Origin of the sequence: Streptomyces sp. Je 1-369 (assembly GCF_026810505.1) — a bacterium.
Taxonomy (GTDB): Bacteria; Actinomycetota; Actinomycetes; order Streptomycetales; family Streptomycetaceae; genus Streptomyces.
In genome coordinates this window covers 6508737-6527795 of the sequence record NZ_CP101750.1, presented here as the reverse complement: position 1 = coordinate 6527795, position 19059 = coordinate 6508737, and the positions used below count along the sequence as shown (strand labels likewise).

12 protein-coding genes are annotated in these 19059 nt (G+C 70.6%); 2 read left to right on the top strand and 10 right to left on the bottom strand.

The window, feature by feature from the left end:
* Window positions 1-37: 37 nt before the first annotated feature.
* From NOO62_RS29580 to NOO62_RS29560, 5 genes are all read right to left on the bottom strand, one after another.
* Complete coding sequence (locus NOO62_RS29580; protein ID WP_268773847.1) at window positions 38-2008, bottom strand: ATP-dependent DNA helicase; 1971 nt, start codon at window positions 2006-2008, stop codon at window positions 38-40.
* A 40-nt stretch (window positions 2009-2048) separates the two neighbouring features.
* Complete coding sequence (locus NOO62_RS29575) at window positions 2049-4001, bottom strand: IucA/IucC family protein (RefSeq protein WP_414930906.1); 1953 nt, start codon at window positions 3999-4001, stop codon at window positions 2049-2051.
* 58 nt (window positions 4002-4059) lie between these two features.
* Window positions 4060-4854, bottom strand: a complete 795-nt coding sequence (locus tag NOO62_RS29570) for a GNAT family N-acetyltransferase (protein WP_268773846.1) — start codon at window positions 4852-4854, stop codon at window positions 4060-4062.
* A 45-nt stretch (window positions 4855-4899) separates the two neighbouring features.
* A complete protein-coding gene (locus tag NOO62_RS29565; protein ID WP_414930905.1) occupies window positions 4900-7080 on the bottom strand; it encodes an IucA/IucC family protein in 2181 nt (726 codons plus the stop codon).
* 103 nt (window positions 7081-7183) lie between these two features.
* Window positions 7184-8671, bottom strand: coding sequence for a diaminobutyrate--2-oxoglutarate transaminase family protein (locus NOO62_RS29560; RefSeq protein WP_268775837.1), 1488 nt, complete (start codon window positions 8669-8671; stop codon window positions 7184-7186).
* Between the two features lie 544 nt (window positions 8672-9215).
* Between NOO62_RS29560 and NOO62_RS29555 the strand changes: the two genes are divergently transcribed.
* Both NOO62_RS29555 and NOO62_RS29550 read left to right on the top strand, forming a co-directional pair.
* On the top strand, window positions 9216-10445 hold the full coding sequence (locus tag NOO62_RS29555; protein ID WP_268773845.1) for a trypsin-like serine peptidase: 1230 nt from the start codon (window positions 9216-9218) through the stop codon (window positions 10443-10445).
* A gap of 230 nt (window positions 10446-10675) precedes the next feature.
* Window positions 10676-11887, top strand: coding sequence for a trypsin-like serine peptidase (locus NOO62_RS29550; protein WP_268773844.1), 1212 nt, complete (start codon window positions 10676-10678; stop codon window positions 11885-11887).
* Window positions 11888-12014: 127 nt separating this feature from the next.
* Here the strand turns inward: NOO62_RS29550 and hflX are convergent, their stop codons facing one another.
* The 5 genes from hflX to NOO62_RS29525 all read right to left on the bottom strand — a co-directional run bounded on the left by hflX (window position 12015) and on the right by NOO62_RS29525 (window position 18972).
* The gene (gene hflX, locus NOO62_RS29545) at window positions 12015-13505 is read right to left on the bottom strand and encodes a GTPase HflX (protein WP_268773843.1); all 1491 of its coding nucleotides are present in this window, start codon (window positions 13503-13505) and stop codon (window positions 12015-12017) included.
* Between the two features lie 195 nt (window positions 13506-13700).
* Entirely contained in the window at window positions 13701-15185 is a 1485-nt protein-coding gene (locus NOO62_RS29540) for a M1 family metallopeptidase (protein WP_268773842.1), read from the bottom strand.
* A 112-nt stretch (window positions 15186-15297) separates the two neighbouring features.
* Window positions 15298-17442 carry a RelA/SpoT family protein gene (locus NOO62_RS29535; RefSeq protein ID WP_268773841.1) on the bottom strand — a complete coding sequence of 715 codons (2145 nt, stop codon included), beginning with the start codon at window positions 17440-17442 and terminating at the stop codon, window positions 15298-15300.
* A 142-nt stretch (window positions 17443-17584) separates the two neighbouring features.
* Window positions 17585-18463, bottom strand: a complete 879-nt coding sequence (dapF, locus tag NOO62_RS29530) for a diaminopimelate epimerase (protein WP_268773840.1) — start codon at window positions 18461-18463, stop codon at window positions 17585-17587.
* A gap of 47 nt (window positions 18464-18510) precedes the next feature.
* On the bottom strand, window positions 18511-18972 hold the full coding sequence (locus NOO62_RS29525; protein ID WP_268775836.1) for a hypothetical protein: 462 nt from the start codon (window positions 18970-18972) through the stop codon (window positions 18511-18513).
* Between the last annotated feature and the right edge of the window lie 87 nt (window positions 18973-19059).

Sequence of the window (19059 nt, the reverse complement as noted above, 5' to 3'; positions counted from 1 at the left end):
CACCGGGCACCGGGCACCGGGCACCGGGCACCGGGCACTATGCCTCGTCCGCCCTCGCCGCCGCGTCGATCGCGGCCAGTGAGCGCCGTACCTGATTACGGTCCGTCGTGTACCAGAAGTCGGGCAGTGAGGTCCGCAGATAGCTGCCGTAGCGCGCGGTGGCCAGGCGCGGGTCCAGGACGGCGACCACTCCACGGTCCCCGGAGGCCCGTACGAGACGTCCCGCGCCCTGCGCCATCAGCAGGGCCGCGTGGGTCGCCGCGACCGCCATGAAGCCGTTGCCCCCGGCGTCGTCGACCGCCTTCTGGCGGGCGCTCATCAGCGGATCGTCGGGACGCGGGAACGGAATCTTGTCCATGATCACAAGCTGGCAGCTGGGACCCGGCACGTCGACGCCCTGCCAGAGCGAGAGCGTCCCGAACAAGCAGGTCTTCGCGTCGGCCGCGAAGCCCTTGATCAGCTCGCCCAGCGTCTCCTCACCCTGCAGGAGAATCGGCATGTCCAGCCGCCCCCGCAGCTCCTCCGCCGCCCCCTGAGCGGCCCTCATCGAGGAGAACAGGCCGAGCGTGCGCCCTCCGGCAGCCTCGATCAGCTCGGCCAGCTCATCCAGCATGTCGCTGCGGGTGCCCTCGCGGCCCGGCCGGGCCAGGTGCTTGGCGACGTACAGGATGCCCTGCTTGCCGTAATCGAAGGGCGAGCCGACGTCGAGCCCCTTCCAGACGGGCGCGTCATCGGATTCGGTGCCCTCCGGGGCCAGACCGAGTGAGGCCCCCACTCCGTTGAAGTCACCGCCCAGCTTGAGGGTGGCGGACGTCAGGACCACCGAACGGTCGGAGAAGAGCTTCTCCCTGAGGAGGCCCGACACGGACATGGGGGCCACCCGGAGGGAGGCTCCGTAGCGATCGTGGCGCTCGTACCAGACCACGTCCCACTCGGAACCGTTCGTGATGCGTTCCGCCACGTCGTGGATCGACTCCACGGAGGCGAGGGCCTGCTTGCGGACGGCGTCCTCGTCCTGGACCGACTTGTCCCGGGTCGAGCCGAGCGCGCTGATGACCGTGCGTGCGGCGTCCCGCAGGGCCATCAGCGCATAGCCGAGGTCCTCGGGAATCTCCTCCAGGCGGCCGGGCAGGGCCAGCTCCATCAGCCGCTCGAAGCCCTCGGAGGCGGTCTGGAGCTGGTCCGCCGCCTTCTCGTTCACCAGCTTCGCGGCACGGCGCACGGCGCGGGTCACCTGCCCCGGGGTGAGCTCCCCCGTGGCCACGCCGGTGACACGGGAGACCAGCTCGTGAGCCTCGTCGACGATCAATACCTCGTGCTGAGGCAGGACGGGGGCGCCTTCGATGGCGTCGATGGCGAGCAGCGCGTGGTTCGTGACGACGACGTCGGAGAGCTTGGCGCGCTCGCGGGCCGCCTCGGCGAAGCACTCCGCCCCATAGGCGCACTTCGAAGCCCCCAGGCACTCCCTGGAGGAGACGGACACCTGTGACCAGGCCCGGTCGGAGACCCCGGGGGTCAGGTCGTCGCGGTCGCCGGTCTCGGTCTCGTCCGCCCAGTCCCGCATCCGCAGGAGGTCCTGGCCCAGCTTGCTGGTGGGGGCGGCCGCCTCGAACTGATCGAAGAGGCCCTCCTCCTCGTCCTGCGGCATGCCCTCGTGGAGACGGTGCAGGCACAGATAGTTCGAGCGCCCCTTGAGCATCGCGAACTGCGGACGGCGGCGCAGCAGCGGATGCAGCGCGTCCACGGTGCGCGGCAGGTCGCGCTCCACGAGCTGGCGCTGCAGGGCGAGGGTGGCCGTCGCGATCACCACACGCTCGCCGTGGGCGAGGGCCGGCACCAGATAGCCGAGGGATTTACCGGTGCCGGTGCCGGCCTGGACCAGCAGGTGGGAGCCGTCGTCGATCGCCTCGGCGACGGTCTCGGCCATGGACACCTGGCCAGGGCGTTCCGTACCACCGACAGCGTCGACGGCGGCGTGCAGGAGCTCGGGGAGCGAGGGCTTCGTCATAGCGCGACCACCCTACGGTGCCCCACTGACAATCCGCCGATCAAGGCTGATGGAGGGGGTTGGCCACGGTTCCGTGCACGGCAGCGTGCGGGCGCTGGGGTCGGTCGCGGTATCCGTCGAGGTGGAGACGGTTCCGGTTCAGGCAGAGCCGCTCGATACGGGGCGTGAGCAGGTCGAACATCTCGTACCGTTCCTTCAGCTCGGGAGTGCGCGCCTGGTGCCGCAGGATCTCGGCCCGTACGTAGGACCAGAAGTCACCCTCCGGGACGCCCAGTTGTTCCTCGCAGAGAGGCGCGAGGTAGCGGAAGACACCCACGAAGAGACCCGAGTGGATGAACTGGGTGAGGAAGCCGGGCGGCTCGGTGAGCAGTACGTCGCGCACGTCGCCGGGCATCGAATCGTGCTCGGGCAGCGGCACCGCACTCACGTTGACGTCGTCCACGAAGTCCTTCACCGCAAGCCGGACGGGCACATCGTGGTCGTCGAAAACAACGATGGTGTTCTCCCCGTGAGGGGAGAACACCGTTCCGTAGCGGTAGAGGAAGTGCAGCAGGGGCGGTAGCAACGCGGCGAAGAGCCGTCGCAGCCAGACATCTGGGGCCAGCCCCGAGCGTTCCACCAGCTCGGCGACGAACGCGCGCCCGTCGAAGTCGGTGTGCGTGAGGGAGGCGAGGGTGCGGGCGCGCTCACCAGGTGCGAGGTACTGGTGAAGGGGCTCTCGCCAGATGGCGCCGAGCAACTCTCTGTACTGGTACGGAACTTCGGGCAGCCCGTCGTACACGGGATGCTCGACAGCCACCGATGCCACCTCGCCGAGCAGGATCACCCCGCATTCGTCACGCAGGAAGGGATCCGCGTCCCTCAGTGCGTGCATCCATGCCGTGACGGCGGGCGCGGCGACCGTGCGGCCGGTCGGCAGGCCCCGCCACACGAGCGTGTTCAGGACCGACAGCGGAAGCTTCACGGTGTGCCGGTCGGGGCGGGAGGTATTGAGGAACGTACGGATGGACTGCTGGGGAACGCGCAGGTCACCGTCGCTGCGGAGCGGAACGATGGCATCCGCGGCGACGGACGGCGCGAAGAGCGGCAGCACGGTCTCGTCCCATTGCCAGGGGTGCACCGGCAGGTAGAGATACTGCGCCGGGTCCAGCCCGCGGGTGCGCAGTAAGTCGGCGAAGGCGTCCCTGATGTCGGCGGAGAGCTCGCGGGCGTACAGCTGCGGGGCGGTGTCCAGTCCCGCGACGCCCCGGTACACGGCGAGGTCGGTGTGGACGGCGATCCACGGAAGCGTCGTGGAGCGGCGGGCCTCGGGCGCCCAGCGGTCGGTGTCGCCGGCGGAGAATCCGATCCGCCCCTTGTTGAGGACGAGCCAGGGATGGCCTGTCTGGTGCCCTTCGAGTTCCGCATAGCCGAGGTCGGCGAGCTGGGCCGCGCTGAGCGCCGTGTGGTCGATCCGGGCGTCGGCGCTGAGGGTGACGGTGAGCTCGCGGATGAGATGGCCGAGGGTGGCACCGTCCAGGCCCAGGGTCCGGCGGGCCAGTACGAGAAAGCGCAAGGGGTCGCTCAATGCGACGGCCGGCCCGTTGCCCTCGGTGAGGGTCAGGCCGGCCGGGTCGACGTACCAGCTTCCGTACGAGCCGCGGCGGGCTCGGAAGGTGAGTACGGTGCCTTGTCGCTCCGCGGAGTCGGCAGTCGTCTCGCGCTCGCCCGCCGCATCGGCGGTGTCATCCTGCACCTGTGTCTCGTCCGCGGCCTCGTCCTGTCCGGCCGGTTCGAGTCGAAGCCGGTAAGTACCTCCCTCGCCGCCCCCGCCTCGCTCCCCCTCGGCCACGGGCACAAGCACGGGCCGGATGATCTCCTCGTACGCGAACTCCCCGACCATCTTGGCCAGCAGCCGGCGTCCGGCCTCTCGCCATCTGTCCTGGGTCAGTTCGGGCGGGTCGTGGAGCTCGGCGGAGTGGCGGGGGGTGGGCCTGGCGGACGGATTCGGCACGGGGACTCCTCAGTGAGGGAACCGGATCGGGTCGAGCGGTGTTCTGGAGGTGACCGGGTCAGAGCACGGTGCGCAGGGCCCGGTCGCGGACCATGAGAGCCGCGCGTTTGTCGGGCAGATCCACCTCGGCGAAGAAGCGGAAGCCTGCGCTCAAGAAGGCGGAGACGGACGGGGTGTTGCGCAGATCGGGTTCAGCTACGACGCGTGCGCAGGAAGGGCGATGGTCGAGCACCAGGTCGGCCACGGCTCTGAGCAACGAAGTGCCGAGGCCACGGCCGCGGTGGGCGACGGCGCCGATGAGCAGGTGGATGCCGGTGTCGTGCGGCCGTGAGGCGTAGTGCCGGGCCAGCGGATCCAGGTCCGCGCGGTAGAGCTCCCAGTAGCTCATCGGCATGCCGTCGAGCACGCCCAGGCAGGGAACGCTGCGTCCGTCCCCGTCCAGCTGCGCCCTGAGGTGGGCCTCTGTCACGGCTTCGGGTCCGGCCAGTTCCCAGAAGGCGGCCACCGCAGGGTCGTTCATCCAGCGGCTGATCACCGGCAGGTCACGTTCGAGGCGTACGGGTACGAGTTGGAAGACACCGGCACCGGTGGTGACAGGGCCCCACTCCCCGACGCCGTCCAGGAGGTCGTCCCGCGCCCCGCCGATCCGCCGCTCGCCCTCGGCCAGCAGGGCGACGAGCTCGTCGGGCAGCCGCAGGTCGAGGGTGTCCGTGCAGTCGGCGCCGGCGGTGGCGGATTCGATTCCCGTGCCGATACCGGCATTGATCCCGGCATCGGCGCCGACACCGGCATTGATACCGGCATCCATCCCGGTATCGCTGCTCGCATCGGTGCTCGCGTCGGTGGGAGGCACGGCGTCGCTCCTGTCAGCAGAGGTGGGGCATGTCCTCAGGAATCCTCAGGAATGGAGGGGGTTGGGGATGGTGACGTAGACGGACTGGGTGTCGACCGGGCCGACGAGCTCGTCGAGGCCGTGCAACCGGGTCAGCAGGTTGGCCTTGCAGCGCAGCACGGGCGAGTCGAGCAGGGTCGCGGGCAGTGAGGTACGCAGTTTGGCGGGGCCCGATGCGACGTCGCCGAGGAAGCGACGGAAGGCGGCGAGCAGCAGCTTCTCGTCCGCGAGCCGTTCGGCGCCGAGGGCTCCGATGAGGCCTAGGACGTTGTTGATGCCGAGGTAGTAGGCGAACCGCTCGTCCGTCACCTCGTCGGACACGAACGTGTCGCTCTCCTGTCCGATGCCGGGAAGCCGTCGTTCCAGTTCGGCACGCCGGGACTCGCGGAAGTAGTAACCCTGGTTGTCGCGGTACCGACCGCCCACGGGCCAGCCGTCGGGGTCGAGCAGGAGGAGGGTGTTCTGCTGGTGCGCCTCCAGGGCGACGCCCGCCTCGCTGTCCAGCCAGAGCACGGGGCGTACGACGGTTTCCAGGTAGCGCAGGAACCACTCGGTGGCGACCGCGCCCCGGGAGCGCCCCGTTCGTCCGGCGAGGCGGGTGACGGTTTCGCCGAGCCGGGAGCGCATCGCGTGGCTTTCCTGGCAGGCGGGCAGCGCCGAAGGCCGTGGCGAGACCAGTCCGGCGATGCAGGTGGCGTCGTCGCCGGGCCGGAAGGGGTTGTGCCGGATCATGACGTCGAGTCCGGGGACGGGGGTGCCGTCGGGGCCTGTGACGGCGAGCCAAGCGGGGTCGCGGACCACGTCGAAGCAGGGGTGGACCGACTGCCACTCCTCGGCGAGTCCGCTGCGCAACAGCCGGTGGACCTCGACGCCGCGGTGGAGTTCCTTGCGGAGGTTCTCACGGCGGGAGTTGGTGATGCGCAGGCCGAGCGACAGCTTCAGCATGGCGGCGGCGCCTGCGCGGTAGAGGGTACGGACGGAGGAGGTGGGGCGCCAGGGGGTGCCGTGCGAGCCGAGATCTTGCAGCAGGCCTGCGTCGAAGAGCGCGGCGGTCGAGGGCCGGTGGCGGAGCTCACGGATCTGCCAGGGGTGCACGGGAAGGGCGACGCGGTCGCCCGGGAGCGGCAGCTCGGCGCCGACGAGACGGGTGGTGAGCTGCTCGGCGGGGACGGTACGGCCGCGCTCGGTCCACGCCGAGTCGGCGGCGACTACGGAGCGGTCGACGGCCAGCCAGTGGAGCGCGAAGGCGCCGCGCAGCTCCGGCGAGTAGAGGCGGGACTCGGTGTCGGACAGGCCCTCGCGGCTCTTGGGGGTCGGATGCAGGGGGTGCCCGAGAAGGAGGGACTGCTCGGCGGCGAGGAAGAGGTCGGGTTCATCGGCGGGCCGGTCGCGACGGTCGGCGATGAAGGTGGCGGTGCGCCGGACCGAGTCGGCGACCCGGCCGACGAGGTCGGCGCCGTCTACTGGCTCGGACGGGTTGGCGGCGTCGGCGGTGGCGGTGGCATTGGCGGCGTCGACGTCGGCGGTAGCGGTGGCGTCGGCAGTAGCGGCGGCATTAGCGGCTTCGACAGCGGCTTTGGTGGCGTGCGCCGCATGCGCCGCATGGGCCGCGCGCGCCGCGTGCGCCGCCTCGGCCTCCGAGATTGTCGCCTTCTCCGCGCCGCCGTCCTGAGGGGCCGCGCCCTCACCGTCCAGCCCTGTCCCGTCCTCCGCTCCTTCCTCCACCCCTCCCCCCGGCGGTTCCGTCGCGCGGCGGGCCGTCTCGCGGCCGAGTAGGGCGGCAACGGTGACGGCATCCACGGGTGGGGCGCTCGCGGGGCCGTCCTCCAGGTAGGGAAGGCTGAAGCGATGCCAACCGGTGGCCGACCAGTAGTGCACGGGGACGAGCAGAGCCGTTCCGCTGGCCTCCAGGGGAACCCGCAGGACGCCGCGCTCCGGAGCGGGGAGGTTGTTCTCCCTGACCCAGCAGCGGAGGAGGTTCTCGACGGCCGCCGCCTGTGCGGCGACGTGCGGGTCGGGATGCTCCAACAGGTCGGCGGACGCCCCGCACAGGCGTTCAGCCTCCTGGCCACCACCCTTCTGCCGGGGGACCGTACCGGACTCCGCCACCAGTGAGGTGTGCGCGCCGCACGCGCCTGGGACGTCGTCGGGGTGGGAGCGGCCTTCGGATGCGGGGGTGGCGTTCAAGAGGGCTTCCTTGTGGGGTTGTTCGGGTCTCCGTGTGGCGACGCGGCCCGGTGCGTGCTCGGCGGTTTCTGTCCGGCAGGACGGCCGCCCGGGCCTGTCTTGGCTATCTGAGGTGGGCGCGCGCCGCGGTGGCCAGCGCGTCGGCGAGGCGGTCGAGGACCGCGGTTGACTGTTCGTCGGTGAGGGTGAGGGGAGGCAGGAGTCGTACGACACTGGAGTGGCGGCCGCCGAGCTCGACGATGAGCCCGCGGCGCAGGCACTCGCGCTGCACAGCAGCGGCCAGTTCGGGCGCAGGGGGGCGAGGCTGGGCGGTGGGAGCGAGATCGGCGAGGGGCACATCGAGGCGTGTGGGCTCGGTATGTGCGGTGCCGGTACGTGCGGTGCCGGTACGTGCGGTGCCAGTATGTGCGGTGCCGTCGGCAATGGCCTGCGACGGGAGCATCGCTGACGCCGAGCTCGCCGTCAGCTGCGGCTGCGGCTGCGGCTCCTCACTCTGCGGGCCCGGCTCAGCGTTCGGCTCCACCAGCTCCACGCCGATCATCAGCCCTCGGCCGCGTACTTCGCCGATGCAGGGGTGGTCCGCGGCCAGGGAGCGGAGCTGGCCGAGCATGCGGGCGCCGAGCGCGGCGGCACGTTCCGCGAGGCCGTTCTCGCGTACGTACGCGAGGGTCGCCGCGCCCGCTGCCATGGCGAGCTGGTTGCCGCGGAAGGTCCCCGCGTGGGCTCCGGGGGGCCACACGTCGAGGTCGTCGCGGTAGACCACGACGGCCAGCGGGAGGCTGCCGCCGATCGCTTTGGAGAGCACCATCACGTCCGGGACGATGCCGCTGTGCTCGACGGCCCAGAAGGTGCCGGTGCGGCCGACACCCGTCTGCACCTCGTCCGCGATGAGCGGGATGCCGCGAGCGGCGGTGATCTCGCGCATCCGGCGTAGCCAGGCGTCGGGTGCGGGGTAGACCCCGCCTTCTCCCTGGACGGGTTCGAGGATCATGCCGGCGGGGGCCGGTACGCCCGACTTCGTGTCGTCGAGGAGGTTCTCGGTCCACCGGGCGGACAGTTCGGCGCCTCGGGCGCCGCCGAGGCCGAACGGGCAGCGGTAGTCCTGGGGGTAGGGCAGGCGCCCGACGCGGACGGTCGACGCGCCCCCGGATGCTTCGAGCGCCCCGGCGGTCATGCCGTGGTAGGCGCCGGTGAAGGCGAGCAGCCCGTCGCGGCCGGTGGCCGCGCGGACCAGTTTCAGCGCCGCCTCCACCGCGTCCGTCCCGGCGGGACCGCAGAACTGGATCCGCGCGCGGTCCGCCAGACCGGGCGGCAACGTGCGGAACAGCTCCGTGGTGAAGGCGTCCTTGACCGGCGTCGCCAGATCGAGGACGTGCAGCGGGGCCCCGGAGTCGAGGACCTTCCTGATCGCTTCGAGCACCACGGGGTGATTGTGGCCCAGGGCGAGGGTTCCGGCGCCGGAGAGACAGTCGAGGTAGCGGCGGCCGTCGGCTCCCTCGATCGTGAGGCCGCGCGCGCGGACCGGGACGATCGGAAGGGCTCGTGCGTAGGTGCGGGCGGCCGATTCGCGTGCCGCCTGACGTCGCAGGATCCCCTCGTGCGCTGTGGTCCGCGCCGCGGGAGTCGCGGTGGTGTGCGCCCCGGCGTGAGTCGCGGGTTGCGATTCCGACTGCACGGCGGACTGCGCGGGCTGCGTTACGGAATTCACTGCGGACGCCGCCGCGGGCGCAGGCTCGGTCACGGCCACGACTGTTGGTCCTCCCGCTGTGGACGAATGCGGCCGTCCGGCGAGGCTCCGAAGAGCGACATCTGGGCGGACGCGCAGGCGAGTTGGGCAGGGGGATGAACGCATGCGGCGACTCCCCCGTACGTACCAACGACGAGAGGCCCGGTGGAACACGGGCAAGCGGAAGATCCTTGCCGTGACGGAACCGTTGCCCTTCCGTCGGCCGTCCCCAACGGCACCGGCATAGTGTGGGGGCCGTTCATCAGCCACAGGTGGCATCGCTCCCCCGAGCAAACCCAGCAAACCTGAGTAAAACGAGCGAAGGGGTGCCGCGCCGGTGGCAACGGGTGCTCCGTACCCGGATGTCCAGCACTTTGGAACAATTTCGAGGCCCAGGGGGATTCTCACGATGCGACCCATACGTCCGCTCTTCACTGTTCGCAGTAGGAGGAGCCTGCGCTCCAGAACCTCTCCTGTGGCGGCTGTGGCGCTCGGCGCGGCGCTCGTACTGACCGCCACGGCCTGTGGTCCCACCGAGGACAGCGCCGGTGGTGACTCGTCCTCGGCCCAGCCCGGTGACAGCAACGGTGACGACAAGATCCAGATCCCGGACGACTGGAAGGACAAGCTCAAGGAGAACGGGATCGATCTGGACGAATGGAAGAACGGCGCCTGGAAGAACTGGAACAAGGACGACTGGCTCCGCGAAGCGGGCGACTTCGTCAACCCGATCATCGAGGACCTGTGGGACCCGGACCGGATGCGGGACGCCGATAAGAACCCTGACCGGGGCGTCGACGACAACGACATCTCCGGTGACCAGGGCGTCACCGACCCGACCCCCAAGCCCGTTGAGGCGGCCGCCGTGAAGGCGCCGTACCACGACCAGGCCGCCGAGTCGGGCAAGCTCTTCTTCGACAGCCCCAAGGGCTCGATGGTCTGCTCCGCGACCGTCGTGAAGGACCCCGCCCACCCGGGCAAGTCCAACATGGTGTGGACCGCGGGCCACTGCGTGCACGCGGGCGCCAAGGGCGGCTGGTACCGCAACATGGTCTTCGTGCCGTCGTACAACAACAGCGGCAAGTCGGTCGAGGAGCTGCGGAACGCGCCCAAGGAAGAGGTCGCTCCGTACGGCGTCTGGTGGGGCGACTGGGCGCAGACCTCCGACCAGTGGATCGAGCAGGGCGGTCCGACCGGCGGTGCGGGCGCGCCGTACGACTTCGCGGTCATCCACGTGAAGCCGGAGAAGGGCAGTGCGGGCAAGTCCCTCGAGGAGACGGTCGGCTCCGCGCTCCCGGTGGACTTCAATGCCCCGGCCGTGCCGCAGATCGACACCATGACGGCGACGGGGTACCCGGCGGCGCCGCCGTTCGACGGCCAGAAGCTGTTCCAGTGCGCCGACAAGCCGGGCCGGCTCTCGCTGACGAAGCCCGACCCGACGATGTACCGCGTCGGCTGCACCATGACCGGTGGTTCGTCCGGCGGTGGTTGGGTCGCCAAGGGCCAGAACGGCAAGCCCGCGCTCGTGTCGAACACCTCCATCGGTCCGGTGACGGCGGGTTGGCTGGCCGGTCCGCGCCTCGGCAAGGAGGCCAAGGGCATCTACAGCTCGGTGAGCAAGAAGTTCGCCGACAAGTAGTTCGTCCCACCCGGTGACCGGCATGCCGGTCACCGAGGAACGGCCCAGGGCCGTCCCACAGAAAGTTCTGTACGGCGGCGGGACGCCGGAAACCTTCACGCTCCCGCCGCCGTTCGTCCCCAACCCCACGGGCATAGTGGGGTGTTGCGTCGGCGCCGGACACGAAGACCCGCGTCGACCTGCATGACACGCACATGGCAAATACACGTTCCATCGGGGGTAACAGCACCATGCGTTCCACTCGTGCGCCGTTCGCGCGCAGCCGCGGACGGCGGGTGGCGCTCGCCGCCACCGGGCTCGCGGCCACCCTGGCGCTCACCGCCACGGCCTGTGGTCCCAGCGACGACAAGGCGAGCGACAAGCCGGACACCACCACGTCCCAGGGGGCCGACGGCTCCGACTCCGGTTCCGACGTCCAGCTTCCCGACGGCCTCGCCGACAAGCTCAAGGACAAGGGAATCGACCTGGACGACTGGAAGAACGGCGCCTGGAAGAACTGGGCCAAGGACGACTGGGTCCGGGAGGCCAAGGACTTCGCCAACCCGGTCATCGAAGGGCTCTGGAAGCCCGAGCGGATGCAGAAGGCCAAGGACCCGAACAAGACGATCGCCGCGAAGGACGCGACCGCCGATCAGGGCGCGACCGACCCCGACCCGACGCCGGTCCAGGCCAAGCCGGAGAAGACGCCGTACCACCTGAACGCCGCTCCGGTCGGCAAGATCTTCTTCGACTCCCCCAAGGGTTCGATGGTCTGCTCCGGCACCGTCGTGAAGGACCCCCGCAACCCCGGCAAGTCCAACCTCGTGTGGACCGCGGGCCACTGCGTGCACGCCGGGCAGAACGGCGGCTGGTACCGCAACATCGCCTTCGTGCCCTCGTACAACGACCTGGGCAAGTCCGAGTCGGACCTGCGCAACGCGGCCCCGCAGGAGATCGCGCCCTACGGTCAGTACTGGGCCGACTGGGTCTCGACCTCCAATGAGTGGATCAGCGGCGGCGGGCCGACGGGCGGCGCGGGTGCGACGTACGACTACGCCGTCATGCACGTGAAGCCCGAGCAGGGCAGCAAGTCCCTCGAGGAGACCGTCGGCAACGCGCTCGATGTCGACTTCTCGACCCCGGCCGCGCAGAGCGTGAGCTCGATGGGCGCCTGGGGCTACCCGGCCGCTCCCCCGTACAACGGTCTGATGATGCACAAGTGCGTCGACAAGCCGGGCCGTCTCTCGCTGTCGCCGTCGCTGCCGACGATGTACCGCATCGGCTGCACCATGACCGGCGGTTCGTCCGGTGGCGGCTGGTTCCGCGTCCTGGACGGCAAGACGAAGCTCGTGTCGAACACCTCGATCGGCCCGGCCGAGAACACCTGGCTGGCGGGCCCGCAGCTGGGCCGCGGCGCCGAGCAGGTCTACGACATGATGAGCAAGAAGTACGGCGCTCAGTAGTCACTCGGCCACGCGGCCGCAGCGCCGCGCGGCGTTCCTGACACGGCGAAGGCCCGCCCCCTGCCAGAGGGGGCGGGCCTTCGTCTTGTGCGCTTACGTTCTCACGCCGAGGCGTGGACCACCGGGCTCAGTGCGCCGCCAGCACGTACGGAGCGAGCTCCGCGGCGAGCTCTTCGTGCACCTGCGCCTTGAGCAGGGTGCCGTCGGCGGTGTGCTCCTCGGAGAGCACCTCGCCCTCGGCGTGCGCCCGCGAGACGAGCTGTCCGTGCGTGTACGGAACGAGGGCCTCGATGTCGACCTCGGGCCGCGGCAGCTCGGCGTCGATGAGCCCGAGCAGCTCCGCGATGCCGGCACCGCTCCGCGCGGAGACCGCGATGGCGTGCTTCTCGTTGCGCAGCAGGCGCTGGAGGACCAGCGGGTCCGCCGCGTCCGCCTTGTTGATCACCACGATCTCGGGCACGTCGGTCGCGCCCACATCACGGATGACCTCGCGCACGGCGGCGAGCTGCTCCTCGGGCACCGGATGCGAACCGTCCACCACGTGCAGGATCAGGTCGGAGTCACCGACCTCCTCCATCGTCGAGCGGAAGGCCTCGACGAGGTGGTGCGGCAGGTGCCGGACGAACCCGACGGTGTCCGCCAGGGTGTAGACCCGGCCGCTCGGCGTCTCGGCCCTGCGGACGGTGGGGTCCAGGGTGGCGAACAGTGCGTTCTCCACCAGCACGCCCGCGCCCGTGAGGCGGTTGAGCAGCGAGGACTTGCCCGCGTTCGTGTATCCGGCGATCGCGACCGAGGGCACCTTGTTGCGCCTGCGCTCCTGGCGCTTGATGTCGCGGCCCGTCTTCATCTCCGCGATCTCCCGGCGCATCTTCGCCATCTTCTCGCGGATCCGTCGCCGGTCCGTCTCGATCTTGGTCTCACCGGGACCACGGGTGGCCATGCCGCCACCGCCGCCGCCACCCATCTGACGGGAGAGCGACTGACCCCAGCCGCGGAGCCTCGGCAGCATGTACTGCATCTGCGCGAGGGCCACCTGCGCCTTGCCCTCTCGGGACTTGGCGTGCTGGGCGAAGATGTCGAGGATCAGGGCGGTCCTGTCGACCACCTTCACCTTGACGACGTCTTCGAGGTGGATCAGCTGGCCGGGGCTCAGCTCACCGTCACACACGACGGTGTCGGCCCCGGTCTCGAGCACGATGTCACGCAGCTCCAAGGCCTTGCCGGAGCCGATGTACGTCGCCGGGTCGGGCTTGTCGCGTCGCTGGACTACGCCGTCGAGCACGAGCGCGCCCGCCGTCTCGGCGAGGGCGGACAGCTCGGCGAGGGAGTTCTCCGCATCCTGGACCGTGCCCGAAGTCCACACGCCGACGAGCACCACACGCTCCAGGCGGAGCTGTCGGTACTCGACTTCGGTGACGTCCTCGAGTTCGGTGGAGAGGCCTGCGACGCGGCGCAGAGCCGCGCGCTCGGAGCGGTCGTACTGTTCGCCGTCCCGCTCTCCGTCGATCTCGTGGCTCCAGGCGACGTCCTCTTCCATCAGGGCATCGGCCCGAAGACCTTCGGGGTAGTTCTGCGCGAAGCTCTGTGCGTCCTGGGAAGGGGAAGAAGAGGAGGTCATTGGGTCCTTACGTCGATCCGTCGATGGAAAGGCGACGGATGCGGGATCCGTCACAGTCGACAACGCCCGGTGCGGTCCGGAGATTCCCGGAACCGGCCGATCGTGCCCTGAGATGTCCCCGAGGGGATATCCCTGACGGGCCCGCGCCGTCGACCTGACGATGGTTGCACGGTACGGCCCGTCTCGTCACCCGGGTTATTTCCCGGAATGCCAGTCCGGATGCCCCGGCATCGGGGGCGTCTTCTTCCCGTACAGCCAGCCGTCGAAGAAGCCGGTGAGGTCGCGCCCGGCGATCCGGGAGGCGAGCCGCACGAAGTCGGCGGTCTCGGCGTTGCCGTCGTGGTGGACGCGGACCCAGTTCCGTTCCAGTTGCTCGAAGGCCATGCGGCCGATCTCCTGGCGCAGGGCGTAGAGCACCAGGGCGCTGCCGTCGTAGACGACGGGTCGGAAGATGCTGATCTTCTTGCCGGGTGCGGGCGCCTTCGGCCTGGCCGGGGGCCCGCCCGCCGCGCGCCAGCTGTCCGACTGGCGGTAGGCCTGCCGCATCCGGTCGGCCACCTTCCTCTTCGCCTTCTCCTCGGCGTAGAGGGCCTCGTACCAGGTGGCGTGGCCCTCGTTGAGCCAGAGATCGGACCACGCCTTCGGGCTGACGCTGTCGCCGAACCACTGGTGCGCGAGTTCGTGCACCATGATCGATTCGATGTACCACTCCGGGAACTCGGGGCGGGTGAAGAGCTCTCTCTCGAAGAGAGAGAGCGTCTGCGTCTCCAGTTCGTAGCCGGTCCTCGCCTGGGCGATCAGGACGCCGTAGACCTCGAAGGGGTAACGGCCGACCTTCTCCTCCATCCAGCCGAGCTGGCCGGGTGTCTTTTTCAGCCAGGGCTCCAGGACCTTGCGGTCCGCCGTGGGCACCACGTCGCGTACGGGGAGGCCGTGCGGCCCCTCCCGGCGCAGCACGGTGGAGCGGCCGATGGAGACCTGGGCAAGCTCGGTCGCCATGGGGTGCTCGTGCCGGTACGCCCAGGTGGTGGCGTTGCCGTGTCGGGTCGCGCCGACGGGGAGGCCGTTGGCGACGGCGGTGTATCCCTTGGGCGCGGTGATGCGGAACGTGAACGTCGCCTTGTCCGCCGGGTGGTCGTTGCACGGGAAGACCAGGTGGGCGGCGTCGGCCTGGTTGGCCATGGCGAGCCCGTCGTCGGTGCGCACCCAGCCTCCCTGGGTGCCCTTCGGGTACTGGGGGTCGCTGGTGTGGCGGACGGTGATCCGCATCCGGTCGCCTCGTCCCACGGGTGCGGACGGAGTGACGACCAGGTCTTCGCCGCCGCTTTCGAAGCGTGCGCGTTTGCCGTCCACCTCGACGGAGCGCACTTTGCCGTGCGCGAAGTCCAGGTTCACACGGTCCAGGGCTTCGGTGGCCCGGGCCTCGATCTGGGTGACGGCGTCCAGCGGCTCACGGTTGTCGCCGCGGTAGGTGAAGGCGATGTCGTACGACTGCACGTCGTATCCGGGGTTGCCCAGGTGCGGAAAGAGGCGGTCGCCGATGCCGAGCGGGGTGGCCGGCGAGGGGGCGCTCGCCGCGAGGAGGGCGGCGGACACCGTCGCCGCGATCAGTGCGGCGGCGAGGCGTGGGGGGCGGAGGGCCTTCGGCCCGGGGGCCGTGGTCCGAGGGGTGAGCAGCATGAACAACCGCTATCAGCGCGCGTCTTCCGCGTGGTGACGGCGCGCGCCGGGCCACTCGAACGAGTCGCTGCCAAGACGCCGTGCGTCGCCTGTCGGAACGTGACGGCCCGCGTCAGTGGGCGGCGGCCGCCGGATGCTGCGCACGGTTCACGTCATACACCCCGGGGACGGCGCGCATCGCGCGCATCAGCCCCGGGAGGTGTGCCGCGTCGGGGAGTTGGAGCGTGTACGTGTGGCGTACGCGCTGCTGGGTCGGTGGCTCCACGGTCGCCGAGATGATCGCCACGCCTTCGAGGGCGATCGCCTCGGTGAGGTCGGCGAGCAGATGCGCCCGGCCGAACGATTCGGCGATCAGGGTGACACGGCACTCCGCGGTGTCTCCCCATCGCACGCCGATCTCCGGACGGCCCACTTCCTTCATGCGCTCCACGGCGGGACAGCCGACCCGGTGGACGGTCACGACGCCGCCGCGGACGGCGAACGCGGTGACGTCGTCGGGAGGCACCGGCGTACAACAGCCCGCGAGGCGCACGCTCGCGCCTTCGCGGTCCACGACGGCGTTCGCCGCGGCGGGCCGCAGGGCTCCGGAGTCCTCCGGCCTCGGCACGACCGACGGCGTCTGCTGCGGCGGCCGCTGCGCGGGCGACATCGGCGCCGGGGCGGGTGCGGGGTGTGCGGTGAGCCAGCGCCGGATGGCGATCCGCGCGGCGGGAGTGCGCGCGTGGTCCAGCCAGTCGCGTGAGGGCCCGGACGTGGGGTCCTGGCTCATGAGCAGCTGGACGGTGTCGCCGTCCCTCAGGACCGTGCTGAGCGTCGCCAGACGGCCGTTGACGCGTGCGCCGATGCAGGCGTGGGCGTCCTCGCCGTACTGGGCGTAGGCGGCGTCCACGCAGCTGGCGCCCGCGGGCAGGCCGAGCGTGGCGCCGTCGGGCCGGAAGACGGCGATCTCGCGGTCCTGGGCGAGGTCCTCCCGCAGCGTCGACCAGAACGTGTCCGGGTCGGGGGCGGCCTGCTGCCAGTCGAGGAGCCGGGAGAGCCAGCCGGGCCTGGTGGGGTCCACGCGCTCGTCGTCGGCGCTGTCGGACGGCTCCTCCGACGGAGGAGCGTAGGGATTGTGCAGGGCGACGACGCCCGCCTCCGCGACCTGGTGCATCTGGTGCGTGCGGATGAGGACTTCGGCGACCTCGCCGTCGGAGCGGGTCACGGCCGTGTGCAGCGACTGGTACAGGTTGAACTTCGGTACGGCGATGAAGTCCTTGAACTCGGAGACGACCGGCGTGAAGCAGGTGTGCAGCTCGCCCAGGACTCCGTAGCAGTCGGCGTCCTCGTTGACGAGCACGAGGAGGCGGCCGAAGTCGGACGCGCGCAGTTCGCCGCGCTTGCGGTGCACGCGGTGAACGGAGACGTAGTGCCGGGGCCTGATGAGGACCTCGGCGGTGATGCCCGCTTCGCGCAGCACGCTGCGCACCTCGCCCGCGATGTCCCCGAGAGGGTCTCCCTCGCTCGCGGCGTTGGCGGCGATCATGGCCTTGACCTGGGCGCAGTCCTCGGGGTGGAGGATCGCGAAGACGAGGTCCTCCAGCTCGGTCTTGAGTGCCTGCACTCCGAGGCGCTCGGCGAGCGGGATGAGCACGTCCCGGGTGACCTTGGCGATGCGCGCCTGTTTCTCGGGGCGCATGACACCGAGGGTGCGCATGTTGTGCAGGCGGTCGGCGAGCTTGATCGACATGACGCGCACGTCGTTGCCGGTGGCGACGAGCATCTTGCGGAAGGTCTCGGGTTCGGCCGCCGCTCCGTAGTCGACCTTTTCCAGCTTCGTCACGCCGTCGACCAGGTAGCAGACGTCGTCGCCGAACTCGGCCCGCACCTGGGCGAGTGTGACGTCGGTGTCCTCGACGGTGTCGTGGAGCAGGGATGCGGTCAAGGTCGTGATCTCCGCGCCGAGCTGGGCGAGGATCAGGGTGACCGCGAGCGGGTGCGTGATGTACGGCTCGCCGCTCTTGCGCGTCTGGCCGCGGTGCGAGGACTCCGCGAGGACGTACGCACGGCGCAGGGGCTCCAGATCGGCGTCCGGATAGTGGCCTCGGTGGGCCTCCGCCACATGGCCGATCGCGTCGGGCAGCCGGTCCCGCGTGCCGGATCCGAGCAGGGCGGCCCTGCCCAGCCTGCGCAGGTCGAGACGCGCACGGCCGCGCTTGCGCTGGGCCCCGGACGTGACGGGGCCGGGCGTGGCAGGGTTCGTGGCCTCCGCACTCATGAGCACCTCCGGCTGCTTCGACCGGCGGTGTGCGGACGGCGGCATACTCCGTCCGGGCCGGTGCTTGATGCTACCGAGCCCATCACGTGGCGCTGACCGCCTCTCGCCGAGCGTGAAACGGATCACCCATTCGAGCGACAGTTCATGCGCTCGCCGTTTCGAACCATTCGGACGCGATCTCGCCCTGGGCGACGATCACGGCCCCACCCGTCATCTCGATCTCGCCGTCGGGGCGCTCGGTGATCACCAGACGGCCGCCGGGCAGATCGACGGTGTACGTGGCCGGGGCCCCGGTCGTGGCCGGGTCCAGGCCGTCCTTGCGGGCCGCCGCCACAGCCACGGCGCAGGCGCCGGTCCCGCAGGAGCGGGTCTCGCCCGCGCCGCGCTCGTGCACGCGCATGGCGACGTGCTGCGGGCCCCGGGGGACGACGAACTCGACGTTCACCCCGTCCGGGTAGGCGGAGGCGGGGCTGAAGGGGGGTGCTTCGTAGAGGTTGCCCGCTTCGGAGAGGTCGTCGACGAAGGCGACCGCGTGGGGGTTGCCCATGCTCACGTTCCGCGCGGGCCATCGGTGGTCGCCGACCGAGACGGTGACGTCGCCCTCGTGGAGGACCGCCTTGCCCATGCCGACGGTGATGTCGCCGCCGGACTCCTCCTTGGCGATGTGCACGGTCTTCACACCACCGCGGGTGGCCACCGCCAGATCACCTTCGACGGCGTGCCCCGCGCGCTGTAGGTATCGGGCGAAGACACGCACTCCGTTGCCGCACATCTCCGCGACGGATCCGTCGCCGTTGCGGTAGTCCATGAACCACTCGGCGCGGTCCGCCAGGTGGCGGGCGTCGGGGTGGGCGGCGGAGCGAACGACGTGCAGGAGGCCGTCACCACCGATGCCCGCGCGGCGGTCGCACAGGGCGGCCACGGCCGACGGGGACAGCTCGATGGCGTTGTTGGGGTCGGGGATGATCACGAAGTCGTTCTCGGTCCCGTGCCCCTTGAGGAAGGCGATCCGCGTGCTCATTCCTCGATCGTACGGTGTGGGTACGACACCTGGTCCAGGCGGTGTGCTCAGCGGAGCCTGGCCACCCGCCACACGGCGAGGGCCACGGCGCTCAGGAAGAGCACGGCGTACCCGGAGACGACGCGCCAGTCCGGGCGGCCCCCGGAGCCGCGCTCGGGCAGTCCCGGCCAGGTGTGGCCCACGCGGCGGGCGGCCATCATGCCCCACCCTGCGGCGCAGCAGCTGATCAGCAGGCCGAGCATGGCGACCACCGCGCCGCCGTCGCCGAACTCGAAGGCGAGCGGGAAGGCGAACATCAGAGAGCCGACCGCGGCCAGGATCACGATGGGCGCGAGCTGCCAGATACGCAGACGCGGCTGGGGGCGCAGCTCGACCTCGACCTCGGCCGCGGCCGACATCTCGTCCGCATCGGGACCGTCGTCCGTCACGCCTCCCGACGTCTCGTCGGGACCGTCGGGACTGAGCTGCTCTCCGCCGTCATGTGCGGTGTCACGAGGGCCGGCCTCCATCGCCACGCGCCCTCCCACTTCGGACTTCACCGGTCGATCGATGGTCGATGATGGCACGGTGTCAGGTGCCGGGATGACCGCCGGAGC